General features: G+C 52.1%; 14 protein-coding genes. 3 read left to right on the plus strand and 11 right to left on the minus strand.

The genetic code is table 11. The features are described 5' to 3' along the window. Positions 1-125: 125 nt before the first annotated feature. A complete protein-coding gene (bhsA, locus tag ACSZO4_RS06395; protein WP_437888028.1) occupies positions 126-383 on the minus strand; it encodes a multiple stress resistance protein BhsA in 258 nt (85 codons plus the stop codon). A 249-nt stretch (positions 384-632) separates the two neighbouring features. Between bhsA and ACSZO4_RS06400 the strand changes: the two genes are divergently transcribed. Together ACSZO4_RS06400 and ACSZO4_RS06405 are read left to right on the plus strand one after the other, a co-directional pair. After that, the gene (locus tag ACSZO4_RS06400) at positions 633-1,268 is read left to right on the plus strand and encodes a TetR/AcrR family transcriptional regulator (protein WP_437888029.1); all 636 of its coding nucleotides are present in this window, start codon (positions 633-635) and stop codon (positions 1,266-1,268) included. 235 nt (positions 1,269-1,503) lie between these two features. Further along, entirely contained in the window at positions 1,504-1,653 is a 150-nt protein-coding gene (locus ACSZO4_RS06405; RefSeq protein WP_437888030.1) for a hypothetical protein, read from the plus strand. Positions 1,654-1,708: 55 nt separating this feature from the next. Here the strand turns inward: ACSZO4_RS06405 and ACSZO4_RS06410 are convergent, their stop codons facing one another. The 8 genes from ACSZO4_RS06410 to hinT form a co-directional block, all read right to left on the minus strand. Further along, on the minus strand, positions 1,709-2,248 hold the full coding sequence (locus ACSZO4_RS06410; protein WP_437888031.1) for a glycine zipper 2TM domain-containing protein: 540 nt from the start codon (positions 2,246-2,248) through the stop codon (positions 1,709-1,711). Between the two features lie 188 nt (positions 2,249-2,436). Next, the gene (locus tag ACSZO4_RS06415; protein WP_437888032.1) at positions 2,437-3,741 is read right to left on the minus strand and encodes an NAD(P)/FAD-dependent oxidoreductase; all 1,305 of its coding nucleotides are present in this window, start codon (positions 3,739-3,741) and stop codon (positions 2,437-2,439) included. A 262-nt stretch (positions 3,742-4,003) separates the two neighbouring features. Further along, positions 4,004-4,546: an alpha/beta hydrolase YcfP gene (ycfP, locus tag ACSZO4_RS06420; RefSeq protein WP_437888033.1), complete on the minus strand. Its 543-nt coding sequence runs from the start codon at positions 4,544-4,546 to the stop codon at positions 4,004-4,006. 39 nt (positions 4,547-4,585) lie between these two features. Continuing rightward, positions 4,586-5,611: a beta-N-acetylhexosaminidase gene (nagZ, locus tag ACSZO4_RS06425; protein WP_437888076.1), complete on the minus strand. Its 1,026-nt coding sequence runs from the start codon at positions 5,609-5,611 to the stop codon at positions 4,586-4,588. Between the two features lie 7 nt (positions 5,612-5,618). Then, the gene (thiK, locus tag ACSZO4_RS06430) at positions 5,619-6,437 is read right to left on the minus strand and encodes a thiamine kinase (protein ID WP_437888034.1); all 819 of its coding nucleotides are present in this window, start codon (positions 6,435-6,437) and stop codon (positions 5,619-5,621) included. Then, positions 6,418-7,074, minus strand: a complete 657-nt coding sequence (gene lpoB, locus ACSZO4_RS06435; RefSeq protein WP_437888035.1) for a penicillin-binding protein activator LpoB — start codon at positions 7,072-7,074, stop codon at positions 6,418-6,420. The genes thiK and lpoB overlap by 20 nt, the downstream gene beginning before the upstream one ends. A gap of 10 nt (positions 7,075-7,084) precedes the next feature. Then, positions 7,085-7,459: a YcfL family protein gene (locus ACSZO4_RS06440; RefSeq protein ID WP_437888036.1), complete on the minus strand. Its 375-nt coding sequence runs from the start codon at positions 7,457-7,459 to the stop codon at positions 7,085-7,087. A 1-nt stretch (position 7,460) separates the two neighbouring features. Beyond that, a complete protein-coding gene (gene hinT, locus ACSZO4_RS06445) occupies positions 7,461-7,820 on the minus strand; it encodes a purine nucleoside phosphoramidase (protein WP_437888037.1) in 360 nt (119 codons plus the stop codon). A gap of 415 nt (positions 7,821-8,235) precedes the next feature. On the opposite strand from hinT, the gene fhuE reads away from it, so the two are divergent. Next, positions 8,236-10,359: a ferric-rhodotorulic acid/ferric-coprogen receptor FhuE gene (fhuE, locus tag ACSZO4_RS06450; protein ID WP_437888038.1), complete on the plus strand. Its 2,124-nt coding sequence runs from the start codon at positions 8,236-8,238 to the stop codon at positions 10,357-10,359. 372 nt (positions 10,360-10,731) lie between these two features. Here fhuE and ptsG read toward each other — a convergent pair whose 3' ends face one another. Continuing rightward, a complete protein-coding gene (gene ptsG / locus ACSZO4_RS06455) occupies positions 10,732-12,165 on the minus strand; it encodes a PTS glucose transporter subunit IIBC (RefSeq protein ID WP_437888039.1) in 1,434 nt (477 codons plus the stop codon). A 299-nt stretch (positions 12,166-12,464) separates the two neighbouring features. After that, positions 12,465-13,259 (minus strand): metal-dependent hydrolase, encoded by a 795-nt coding sequence (locus ACSZO4_RS06460; RefSeq protein ID WP_437888040.1) that lies wholly within the window; start codon positions 13,257-13,259, stop codon positions 12,465-12,467. Positions 13,260-13,268 lie beyond the last annotated feature (9 nt).

Below are 13,268 nucleotides of genomic sequence, written 5' to 3' on the forward strand. Positions count from 1 at the left end.
GCCGAGGGCGGTTAAGATATCAAAAACCCGTTATCCGGTGAAACGCAGTGCCGCTCCGCTTAAGTGAACGGCATTACCGAAATGGGGCCTTTTGCATGGCGCTGAAGAGGGGTAACTCAGAGCAATTATTTGTACAGAACCGCAGTACCGTGCAGGTTGTAAGAACCGGTAACGGAGGTGATACGGTAAGACGTTGCACCAGAGGCCTGCGCTTTTTGCGCCAGTTCGCTTTCAACAGATGAGAGGTTGGTCCCGGCTGTAGCCGCAATAGTGCCCACTTCCTGCTGACCCGCTGGGGTTGCCTGAACCTGAACAGCAGCAAAGCTTGCGAAAGAGAGTGAACTCAGTACAGCGACGGCAAACAATGTTTTGATGGTTTTCATAATTTCTTTATCCTGGCAGATGAGTCGTAAGTTGCCGTTAATTTATTATTTAATTAACGATCGATAATCAAATAATAGGCGTGATCTGAGTCACACGTCAACGCATTTTTATAGTGATTGTTATTTAATTTAACAAAGTCATATTTATCATAAGGATAGAATTTATTAATTTGTGCTATTTGCCGCTGGTTTATCTCACATTTTATTTTTATAATGCTTGTTCAACAAACCAACAAGGTTGAACGGCATATGACCATTGAAGTCAGCAGTTGTGTAAAAAAAAGCCGTGGCCGACCGAAAGTGTTCGACAGGGAAGCGGCGCTCGACAAAGCCATGACGCTCTTTTGGCAGCATGGCTATGAAGCCACATCATTATCTGATCTCGTCGAAGCGACGGGTGCGAAAGCGCCTACGCTGTACGCGGAGTTCACCAACAAAGAAGGACTGTTTCGTGCAGTTCTCGACAGATACATTGCCCGCTTTGCCGGGCAGCACGAAGCGCAGTTGCTGTGTGAAGAAAAGCCCGTTGTTCAGGCGCTGAAGGATTACTTCACTGCCGTAGCGGTCTGCTTTACCAGCAAAGACACGCCGGCAGGTTGTTTCTTAATCAACACCTCGGCAACGCTGGCCGCCTCCTCCCATGCTATTGCCGAAACAATAAAGTCCCGGCATGCGCAGCAGGAGCAGTTATTGCTGCGGTTCCTTACGCAGCGGCAACAGCTGGGTGAGATATCTGCGGGCGTCAATACTCAACAGGTAGCCCAGTTCCTGAGCTGTATTCTGCAAGGCATGTCAACCAGTGCGCGTGAAGGCGCCAGCTGCGATAAATTGCTGCAAATCATCGATACCACTTTACAGCTGTGGCCAACCCTGGTCAAAAGTTAAGCAATTCACATCACCGTAAGCTATAGTTTTCACCTATTATATTAATAGGTGAAAACATCATTTCGATTTAACCACTTTGCTAACATTAAACGGTGATTATTGCCTTGCTAACGATTAGTAGGAATAAGCACATCATTCGCGTCATGGAGACGTCTGATATAAGGTTTTTCTTCAACGTTGCGTGCGAAGACGTTGGACTCTTTCCCTGGTTGGACATATGCAGAAGGAAATGAAGATGATCTTGCTATTGCCATTACTTAAGGTACTCAGCGTAATAACCGTGTTATTTGGCCTCTGGATCCTGTGTGGCGGCTCAGTGCTATTCGCTTTTATCTCCATAATCATCACCGGCTGCCTGGTGTTCCGTCAGCAGGATCTGATATAAAAAAAGCCCCTCAGCCTGAGCGATTGAGGAGCTAATCAAATACGGTACGTCTGTTTTAGGCTTTGTTATTCAAAATAAGCTGACCGTTACCATCCAGCGGGATTTGCGTACCCGGATCGTTGTTCATCCGGATTTTGCCCTGCTGGTCGCCAATTTTGTAGGTCACGTCGTAACCCAACATTTTTTCCGATTTGTCATACACGGTGCTGCAACGTTGCTGCGTCGTGGTGTAGGTATCCCGCGACTGCATCTCGCCCTGCACCTGATGGCCGGCATAGCCGCCGCCTAAGGCGCCAACGACGGTGGCAACATCTTTACCCCGACCGCCGCCAAACTGATGCCCTAACACCCCACCGGCAACGGCTCCGAGGACAGAACCGGTAATCCGGTTTTCATCCTGTACCGGACGACGATGAGTCACGGTCACATTGCGACATTCCTGACGCGGTGTTTTCACTGATTCTTTGATTGGCGTGGCAGAGATGACCTGCGCGTACTGAGGGCCACGGTCAAAGACATTCATACTGGCAACCGCGGCAACGCCCAGCGCAGCGGCCACGCCAATACCCATACCCGCTAACATTGATTTATTCACAGGATTTCCTCCCTGGTTTGCTATTAGTAACAATATTGCAACCTGGTGAGGGGTAAGCCAATCAGAATGGGTGTAAAAAAAGGAGATTTGAGGGATAAGCGCCGTGATTCAGAAATGTCTGAGCACGCTGATATTGCGGGTTCCAGGAACAACGGCCCTCCCGCAACGCGAGAGAGCCGTAGAGAAGATTAATGCAGTTTCAGACGCGGGCGAATAACACGGTTAATACTGCCCACCAGCATCATCAGACCGGTTTTGCAGTAACCGTGCAGCGCAATCTGGTGCATACGGTACAGAGAGATGTAAACAAAGCGCGCAATACGCCCTTCAATCATCATCGAGCCACGCATCAGGTTGCCCATCAGGCTACCTACCGTAGAGAAGTTCGACAGCGATACCAGAGAACCATGATCCTTATAGGTATAAGATTTCAGTGGTTTATTTTTGATTTGCGCCAGGATGTTTTGCAATGCAAGGCTTGCCATCTGATGGGCTGCCTGAGCACGCGGCGGCACAAATCCGCCTTCCGGACGCGCGCAGGATGCGCAATCGCCAATGGCATAGATATCCGGATCGCGCGTCGTTTGCAGAGTCGGCTCAACCACCAGCTGATTGATACGGTTAGTTTCAAGTCCGCCAAGATCTTTCATAAAGTCTGGCGCTTTGATCCCTGCCGCCCAGACCATCAGGTCAGCCTTGATATATTCGCCATCTTTGGTGTGCAGGCCGCCTTCATCCGCGCTGGTGACCATGGTCTGGGTCAGAACACGCACGCCCATTTTGGTCAGTTCACTGTGAGCAGCGCCGGAAATACGCGGCGGCAGTGCAGGCAGAATACGCTCACCGGCCTCAACCAGAGTCACGTTCAGCGCGTCATTGGTTAAGCCTTTGTAGCCGTAGCTGTGCAGTTGTTTAACCGCATTATGCAGCTCGGCAGAAAGCTCCACGCCCGTTGCCCCGCCGCCGACGATGGCAATGTTTACCTTGCCGTTCGCCCCGAGGTTGGCGGAATATTTCAGGAACAGGTTCAGCATTTCCTGGTGGAAACGACGCGCCTGGTGCGGGTTGTCGAGGAAAATGCAGTGTTCTTTTACGCCCGGCGTATTGAAGTCATTTGACGTGCTGCCCAGCGCCATAATCAGCGTGTCATACGCCAGTTTGCGCTCAGGTACCAGCAGCTCGCCTTTTTCATCGCGCAGTTCAGCCAGGCTGATCGTTTTACTTTCGCGGTTGATATCAACCACCGATCCCAGCTGGAACTGGAAATGATGGTTGCGGGCATGGGCCAGATAGCTCAGGGCATCCACACCTTCATCCAGCGAACCGGTTGCCACTTCATGCAGCAGCGGTTTCCACAAGTGGCTGTGGTTACGATCGACCAGCGTAATTTTTGCTTTCTTGCCCCGGCCCAACTTCTTACCCAGCTGCGTGGCCAGTTCAAGCCCGCCAGCACCACCGCCAACAATCACAATCTTTTTCAATGGTGTAGTCAACGTGACCCCCTAAATTATTAACCAATTGTTAATTAAAAGTTATACAAATAACACTTAATTAACAACAAGTTACAAAGTTAAAACCTCTTTACCGCACTGAGAATAACATGTTCGGTGCATTGGTCATACCAAAATTGATATGCATCAAGTTTTGATGCCTAAAAGTTGAGCGGATACCCGTACCAGCGTCAGGGAAGTATAAAAAATGCGGAATTTTGTCAGGGGGAGAAAAAAGAAAACCCGGCATTACCGGGTTGAGGAATTAACCAAGGGATTTGAAGGCCTTAATGCGTTGCAGATGTGGCGAAATGCTTTTGAACTTGTGCGACTGCGCTTCATCCCAGACCACTTCATAGAAATGGTGCAGTACCTCAGACGAACGCTGGCTGTCGAGCGCCTCATCATGGCGCGAGAGGATAGCCAGGCAGCGATCGCGATTTTTTTCGCGAAAATTGGTCACGCATTTGGTGGCGATATCCACATACTCTTCTGGTCTGTCGATCTTCCCTTCCATGTTTTCGAATGGAAACAGGTTCGGGTTAAACATCACCTGGCGGATATCGCATAAAAATCCGATCCGCTCAGCCCAGAATCCCCCCAGGCCGACACCACAAATCAGCGGACGCTCGTCCACATTGAGTTGCAGCATCTTATCGACCTCTTTAAGCAGATGCTGCATATCGTGTTTCGGATGCCGTGTGCTGTAGCTGATTAAGCGCACATCCGGATCGATGAACTGCAGTTGCAGCACCTTTTCATGGTTACCCGGACTGTTTGAATCAAAACCGTGTAAATAGATGATCATTGTACCTCACCCCTGGGTCAACACCCCGCCCGTTAAAGGTTACTGAGCCGCGTTATGGGCCTGCCAACGCTCGTGAAGTTGCTCCAGTTCACGGTTGACGGACTTCCAGCGCGAAGAACTCAACAATTCCTGACGAGAAAACGAACCTTTATGATACAAATTCATAACACGCTCTGCTTTGATCGGCGACAGGTTATCCAACACACTGACGGCACCTTTTCGATTATTGCAGACGAGGATCATATCGCAACCGGCATCAAGGGAAGCCTGTCCGCGTTCTGCGTAACTCCCCATCACCGCCGCGCCTTCCATCGATAAATCGTCAGAGAAGATAACGCCGTCAAAGCCCAGTTCCCCGCGTAACACGGTTTTCAGCCACCAGGCCGACCCACTTGCCGGACGGGGATCGGCTTCACTGTAGATAACATGCGCGGGCATTACTGCATCCAGTTTTCCCTGCTCTATCAGGCTGCGGAATACCGCCATATCCTTGCTACGGATATCAGCCAGCGGGCGCGGATCCTGCGGTGTTTCTTTATGCGAGTCGGCGGTCACGGCACCATGTCCGGGGAAATGTTTACCGGTGGTTTTCATCCCGGCGTCATGCATACCGTCAATAAAACGGCTGGCTATGGACAGCGCTTTGCGCGGATCCTGATGGTAAGAACGCTCCCCGATAGCGGCGCTGATATGACCGACATCCAGCACCGGAGCAAAACTGATATCGATATCCATGGCGATCATTTCACTGGCCATCAACCAGCCAGCGTCCTGCGCCACTCGGCCTCCCTCATCCATCCCAAGGAGCGCGGCAAAGGATTGTGCCGCAGGCAGGCGGGTGAAACCGTCACGAAAACGCTGTACGCGTCCACCTTCCTGATCGACCGCCACTACCAGCCGATGATGAGATGCGGCGCGGATCTGACGCACCAGTTCACGTAACTGCGCGGGATCGTGATAATTACGGGTAAACAGGATCAGTCCGCCGACCAGCGGATGCGCCAGAATTTCACGCTCTTCCGCATCCAGTTCATACCCTTGTACATCCAACATCACCGGACCCACACTTACCTCACTTTTCATTTGTTCTTAGCTGATGCCATGCGCAATCAGCCAGGGTAATAAATTGACCATCGCCGGTCTGTTTCCAGCGGCATTCATACCAGCCAGCCATCAGCATCAGCACCCAGGGGCGCCAGCGCAACACCTGTTGTCTGAGTTCGTCCGCGTCCATGCCCGTCTGTCTGGCGTATTCTGCCGTTAACTCATCGCGCTGCGCCTGATTGTCCACCCAGACGCTGGCCAGCTCCAGGGCAACATCACCGTCTCCGGCATACTCCCAGTCGATCAGGCGCAGACCCGCATCGCCGCGCACCAGATTGCCAGCATGGACATCCATATGCAAAGGCGCCAGCCGCAATGTTCCCGGCTCTCCCTGTCGGCGCATTTTTTGCAGATGTCTCAGCCAGAATGGCGTTCGCCGCGCAGGCTCGCACTTAAGCCAGTATTGTTCGAGCAACGGCAAGAGTGAAATACGCCAGCCAAACAGGGGTTGACGATGCAGGCCATGTAACAGGGCGGCAAGCTCGCGGGCGGCAGGTAAATGCTCTTGCACGTCCCCGGCAATAAACGCCACCGTCATCCACTCCCCCAGCCAGTTACCCGGCTTTGGGGCGAGTGTATCCGGCAGTTTTTTTAATGCCCGATACTGACGGCGAAAAGGAGATGAGGTGCTCTGGTGTCGCTGGCGCAGCACCAGACGATGAACGCCATCGCTGATAAGACAGCTCCCGCCGCTCAGGCCCGTTAGCAGGCCAGTGACGGGAGCATACCCGGGGAAATAGCGTGACAGCACATCGTCACGCGTCAGTTTATTGCTGTTGAACGGCACCTTTACCTGACCAGATAATTTCGCCAGTTTGTACCAGCATCAGTTGCATTTGCAGACCCGGGGCAGTAGCGCTGCCGGTGGCGCTGGAGTAAAGCACATACTGAGCGCCGACATTGCGGGCGATCCCAATGGCCTTACTGCGGGTGCCTAAGCTGTCCTGCGGCGACAGGCCAAGCTGCTGCTTCGCCACGCTCAGTTGCTGAGGGGTGACGAGGGTAAACTTACCGTTATTGGCCAGCGCGTTACGCAAGGCTTCGGTCGCCTCGCCGGTGTTCAGAGAACCATTGGTGCGGTTGTTCACGCTGTCTACCAGCAATACGCTTCCGGCAGTTGCGCCGCTGGACTGCAACATTTTCCCCACCATCGGCGCCGTCGCGCTGCTCCAGTCATAATGACGTTCACGTGGTGCGGGCTGCGCCGTCTCGTCCTGGTGCTCAATCGGTCCTGGCTGTTGCGGGAACGTAGGCACCGTCGGGACAGGCTGAGATGGCTGCGGCGGGGTTTCTGGCACCGGCTGTTGCGGCGGTGGGTTAGCCTGATCAACGGGGGCAGGCTCTTGTTCACCGCGCATAATACAACCGGAAAGGATAAGCGCTACCGTTGTAAGCAACGCGTAACGTCCTAATGTCTTAATCAATTTTCACCCCTTATAAGTAGAGATAAAGTCTGACCTTATGAGCACCAAGATAATTGGCGCTGCCGTAAAGCGTGACTGAAGAATGTGCCGGGATGGTAATACGCCGCGGTTCTTCAAGCGGATGCATTTCCAGACCGCGAGCGTCATACCAGTAAAAGCGATAGTTTATTGTGACGGGCACACTGCGTTCGTTAAAGAGACGGGATGCGGCTGAAGGCTGGATCTCCTGAGTGTTAAGAGTGGGCTCTTCCGCGGTGATACCTGCCGCCAGCACCGTTGCCTCCATCACCAGCATTTGCTCATTGGCCACCGGAATGGCAGGTCGCGAAGAACAACCAGCCATCGCCATTGCCGCCAGCAAAAGCACCACGCGTCTGCTCAACATATTACTGGCCTTTATGTGCCAGCATCGGGCCAAGAGGACGCCCACCCACCAGATGCATATGGATATGCCAGACTTCCTGACCACCATGACGATTACAGTTCATGATCAACCGATAGCCATCTTCGGCAATGCCTTCGTCACGGGCGATTTTCGCGGCAACGGTCAGCATGCGTCCCAGCGCCTGTTCATGCGCTTCAGTGACATCATTGACGGTCGGGATCAGGACATTAGGCACAATCAGAACATGCGTCGGAGCCTGTGGGGAGATATCACGAAAGGCGGTAACCAACTCATCCTGATAAACGATATCCGAAGGGATTTCGCGGCGGATAATCTTACTGAAAATAGTTTCTTCGGCCATGACAGTTTCCTTTTATACATGCAGGCAGTGCATTTTAATTATTTATGCACTCAGCACCAGGGTGCGCAGTCTTAGAGTATGAGCGAGATTCTCCGGCTCTTTCAACTATAACGCTCTTTTTCTTCATTATTTCTCCCCGGTTGACGGCGGAGTATGCAATACGTTAGCTGCCCTTTAGTAAAACAGTATTTCAGTCATCAATATTACATCTGTTTACATCCGGATTTCGAATGCGTATATTTCGCATTTGCATTTTCATGCGCGCTAACTACTTAAAAGAAAAATTCGCCCGGCAGTGACAACGTATCAATGTCAGGACACTTCCGCTAACACACCACTAAGGGTTACTAATGTCTTTCACCACTCGACCAGAGATGAGCAGCGTAAGTTTGCTTGCCCGCCTTCTCTGCTGGCAATGTCCATTGCTTTTGCACTCGCGCCTGCGGCAGGTTTTGCTGCTACCACCAGCACTGACGATACCGTTATTGTCGAGGCCTCTTCGGCGCAGGCCGATACCAGCCTGGATCAGGATTACAACGCCAAAACAACCTCTTCGGGCACGAAGATGACGCTGGTTCAGCGTGACATTCCGCAATCCGTCAGCATTACCACCCAGCAGCGTATGAAAGACCAGAAACTGGAAACGCTGGGCGATGTCCTCAAAAACACCACCGGAGTTTTCGAAAGCGCGGCTGACTCTGACCGTAGCAACTACTATTCCCGCGGTTTTATGATCGATAACTACATGGTTGATGGTATTCCAACCATCTTTGAGGCTCGCTGGAACCTTGGGGACGCGCTCTCTGATACGGCAATGTATGAACGTATCGAAGTGGTTCGTGGTGCGACCGGGCTGATGACCGGCGCCGGTAACCCATCCGCATCCGTCAATATGGTGCGTAAGCATGCGGACAGCCGTGAATTTAAATCTAACGTTTCAGCTGAATACGGTAGCTGGAACAAGCAGCGTTATGTGGCGGACGTTTCCAGCCCGCTGACAGAAAATGGCAATATTCGCGGTCGCGTTGTGGCCGGTTATCAGCATAACGACAGCTGGCTTGATCGTTACAGCCAGGAAAAACGCTTCTTCTATGGCGTGCTGGATGTTGATTTGACGGAAGCAACCACCTTCTCGGTCGGTTATGACTATCAGGAAACTAACGTCGACAGCCAGACCTGGGGTGGTTTACCACGCTGGTATACTGATGGCTCGAAAACCAATCCGGATCGTAGCGACAGCACTGCCCCGGACTGGGCATACAATGATAAAGTCTCCAAGCGTACCTTCGCGACACTGAAACAAAAGCTCGGCGACGACTGGCTTCTGACGGTTAACGGCACTCACACTGAGATGCTGCTCGACAGTAGAGCCCTGTACCTCGACGGGACCATCGATAAAACCACCGGCCTGATGGTAAGCCCGTACGGCGCATCCTGGCCCTATGTTGGCGGTACTGGCTACAACACCGGCGTGCGTAAAGTTGACTCACTGGATACCTTCGCCAATGGCTCCTACGAGCTTTTCGGCCGCCAGCATGAGTTGATGGTGGGCGGCAACTTAACCAAACAGAACAACCGCTATTACAGTTCCTGGGAAAATATCCTCGATACGTCTCTGGGCCAGTACAGCGATTACAACGGCAACTTCCCGGAAACGAACTGGAACCCACTCAGCCTTGCGCAGGATGACACTATTCGTCAGCAATCGGCTTATATGGCAACCCGTATCTCCATTGCCGATCCTCTGCACCTGATCGTTGGCGCGCGTTATACCAATTACAAACTCGATACGCTGACCCAGCATATGGAGAAAAACAACATCACGCCTTATGCCGGTCTGGTGTATGACATTGATGATATCTGGTCAACCTATGCCAGCTATACCTCCATCTTTAACCCGCAGGCCTACCGTGACGAAAGCGGCCACTATCTCAAACCTGTCACAGGTAAAAACTACGAGCTGGGTGTTAAATCCGACTGGATGAACAGCCGCCTGACCACCTCCGTGGCGGTCTTCCGCATTGAGCAGGATAATCTGGGTCAGGCTACCGGCGGCGTCGTTCAGGGCTCCAGCGGCGAAAGCGCCTATGAAGCGGTCGATGGCGCGGTAAGCAAAGGGATTGAGTTCGAAGTTAACGGTGCGCTTACCGATAACTGGCAGATGACCTTTGGCGCCACCCGCTATATGGCTGAAGACAATAAGGGCGATGCGGTTAACCCGAACCTGCCGCGCACGTCTGTAAAACTGTTCACCAGCTATCGTCTGCCGATGTGGCAGGATCTGACCGTGGGCGGTGGTGTGAACTGGCAGAACACGACCTGGGCTAACGTCAGCACGGCGAACGGCACCCTGCGCTCAGAACAAGGCAGCTATGCGCTGGTTGATCTCTTTGCCCGTTATCAGGTCACTAAAGCGCTGTCGGTACAGGCTAACGTCGCCAACCTGTTTGACAAAACTTACGACACCAACGTTGACAGCCGTACTTACGTATTTGGCGAGCCGCGTAACTTCTCCGTAAGCGCTAACTACAGCTTCTGATAGCTGCAAACTACGTTTAACATCAAGCCCGCCGGTGGATTACCCCGGCGGGCTTTTTTATATTCAATCACCCTCTCTTCCCTGGTGACATGATGTTTCATCGTTTGATACGGCCGCTTATCGATAGGACTCAATTGGGACGTGACGCCTTAACAGGCTCAGTTTACTGGCCTGATTATTCATCCCATGAACGCTGGACAGGCGGTGCGTGTATCAAACCAGGACACGTCACTGGATGCTTGATAAACATCACCGTCCGGTGTGGAACGACGCCGTATCAAACCCTAAAAAAAGATGCTGTCGGCAAACCTGAATTAAAGGTAATAAAAAAGGCAGCCTTGCGGCTGCCTCAGTCTCCCCAGACTTTATGGCTTAGTGGTTACGGATGTAGTCATCCATTTCGGTTTTCAGGTTATCGGATTTGGTACCGAAAATTGCCTGAACACCTGAGCCCGCCACAACCACACCTGCCGCACCCAATTTTTTCAGGCCTGGCTGGTCTACCTTCGCCACATCGGCAACGCTAACGCGCAGACGAGTGATGCAGGCATCGAGGTTAGTGATGTTCTCTTTACCACCGAACGCAGCAACCAGAGCAGGCGCCATTTCGCTGCTCGCAGCCGCTTTGGAATCTTCTGACGCATCTTCACGACCCGGCGTTTTCAGATCCAGCGCTTTAATCAGCACGCGGAATACGATGTAGTAAACCGCCGCATAGCACAGACCCACAATCGGGAACAGCCACAGCTTGCTGCCGTTACCGCTCAGTACGATAAAGTCAATCAGGCCATGAGAGAAGGATGTACCGTCACGCATACCCAGCAGGATAGCGATCGGGAAAGCAAGACCAGCCAGAATCGCATGGATGACGTACAGGATCGGCGCCACGAACATGAAGGAGAATTCGATTGGCTCAGTGATACCGGTCAGGAACGAAGTCAGCGCAGCGGAGATCATGATCCCGCCCACTTTAGCGCGGTTCTCTGGTTTCGCAGAGTGCCAGATTGCAATCGCTGCAGCCGGCAGGCCGTACATTTTAAACAGGAAGCCACCTGACAGTTTGCCCGCAGTCGGGTCACCTGCCATATAACGTGGAATATCGCCGTGGAAGACCTGACCTGCCGCATTGGTGAACTCACCGATCTGCATCTGGAAAGGAACGTTCCAGATATGGTGCAGACCGAACGGCACCAGGCTACGTTCAACAAAACCGTAGATGCCGAAAGCAACAACCGGGTTCTGGTAAGCAGCCCATTGAGAGAAGGTCTGGATAGCTGAACCAATTGGAGGCCAGATAAAGGACAGAACCACGCCGAAGATGATGGCTGTCATACCTGAAATGATCGGTACGAAGCGTTTACCGGCGAAGAAGCCCAGATACTCAGGCAGCTTAATGCGGTAGAAGCGGTTAAACATGTAGGCCGCGATAGAACCCGCAATAATGCCGCCGAGAACACCGGTATCAGCCAGGTGTTTCGCCGCGATCTCTTCAGCAGGTAACTGCAGCACCAGCGGGGCAACCACCGCCATGGTTTTCACCATGATGCCGTAGGCGACAACGGCAGCAAGGCCGGAAACGCCGTCGTTATTGGTGAAGCCGAGCGCAACACCGATAGCGAAAATCAGTGGCATATTCGCAAAAACGGAACCGCCTGCTTCTGCCATCACATGGGAAACAACTTCTGGCAGCCAGCTGAAGTTTGCAGACCCGACGCCCAGCAGGATACCTGCGATCGGGAGTACGGATACTGGCAGCATCAGCGATTTACCGACCTTTTGCAGGTTAGCAAATGCATTCTTAAACATAATTGAGAGTGCTCCTGAGTATTTGTGCTTTTTTTACGCTTTTTGCGCGTTGGCACGGGGGGAGAACCGTGCTGTGGACAGGACATCTAAGTGCCCTTTATTTATTACACAGAGTAAAATAAATAAGATTTTGTTTGTTTGACGGCTATCACGTTTCAGCTAGCGCCAGTCTTAAAACTTTCACATATTTACAAAACCCATTACCAGATGTGTCAAAAAGAGCATTCACCGCCCTTTTTGTGGCGGTGAACTTTACTCTCATTGCCTATTAATTACGAGGACTAAAATAAGCTGAAAATTCAGGCAGATTGCAGGCGGGCGGGGTCGATATGGAACAAAGCGGCAAAGTTTTCTGTGGTCTGTTGCGCCAGTTGTTCAACCGAAACGCCCTTCAAAACTGCCATATATTCAGCAACATCCCTGACATAAGCAGGTTGATTTTCTTTACCACGATGTGGAACAGGCGCCAGATAAGGCGAATCTGTCTCCACAAGCAAACGATCCAGCGGCACGTAGCGCGCAGCATCGCGCAATTGCTCAGCATTGCGAAACGTGACAATGCCCGAGAATGAAATATAAAAACCGAGATCCAGCAGTGCGCCAGCCGTTTCTCTGTCTTCCGTAAAACAGTGTAGTACGCCACCGCAATCAGAAACCTTTTCTTCGCGCAAAATAGCCAGTGTATCGGCACGCGCATCGCGGGTATGGACAATAACCGGCTTGTTTAACTCGCGACCAATGCGAATATGATCGCGAAAAGACGCCTGCTGACGTACTTTGGTTTCCGGGGTATAAAAGTAATCCAGACCCGTTTCCCCCATCGCCACCACACCCGGCTCGGCTGCCATGCGACGTAGATCTTCCACGTTATATATTTCATCCTGATTAAGGGGATGAACACCGCAGGAGAAAACCACATCCTGACGCTCGCCCACCAGCTCGCGCATGGTGCGATAACCCGGAAGCGTTGTGGCTACAGCAAGAAAAAATTTCACGTCGCGGGTCGCCGCTTTGCTCAGGGCGTCATTCACGTCTTTGTGCAACGCCTGATAGTCCAGGCCATCAAGATGGCAGTGTGAATCGACTAAAAACATAATCTCTCT

Source organism: Phytobacter sp. V91, assembly GCF_965644225.1.
Taxonomy (GTDB): Bacteria; Pseudomonadota; Gammaproteobacteria; order Enterobacterales; family Enterobacteriaceae; genus CBFFRJ01.

Bases quoted from the DNA above. Each gene is read 5' to 3' on its own strand.
- bhsA (WP_437888028.1), bottom strand. From the start codon at position 383: ATGAAAACCATCAAAACATTGTTTGCCGTCGCTGTACTGAGTTCACTC.
- ACSZO4_RS06400 (WP_437888029.1), top strand. From the start codon at position 633: ATGACCATTGAAGTCAGCAGTTGTGTAAAAAAAAGCCGTGGCCGACCG.
- ACSZO4_RS06405 (WP_437888030.1), top strand. From the start codon at position 1,504: ATGATCTTGCTATTGCCATTACTTAAGGTACTCAGCGTAATAACCGTG.
- ycfP (WP_437888033.1), bottom strand. From the start codon at position 4,546: ATGATCATCTATTTACACGGTTTTGATTCAAACAGTCCGGGTAACCAT.
- ACSZO4_RS06440 (WP_437888036.1), bottom strand. From the start codon at position 7,459: ATGTTGAGCAGACGCGTGGTGCTTTTGCTGGCGGCAATGGCGATGGCT.
- hinT (WP_437888037.1), bottom strand. From the start codon at position 7,820: ATGGCCGAAGAAACTATTTTCAGTAAGATTATCCGCCGCGAAATCCCT.
- fhuE (WP_437888038.1), top strand. From the start codon at position 8,236: ATGTCCATTGCTTTTGCACTCGCGCCTGCGGCAGGTTTTGCTGCTACC.
- ptsG (WP_437888039.1), bottom strand. From the start codon at position 12,165: ATGTTTAAGAATGCATTTGCTAACCTGCAAAAGGTCGGTAAATCGCTG.
- ACSZO4_RS06460 (WP_437888040.1), bottom strand. From the start codon at position 13,259: ATGTTTTTAGTCGATTCACACTGCCATCTTGATGGCCTGGACTATCAG.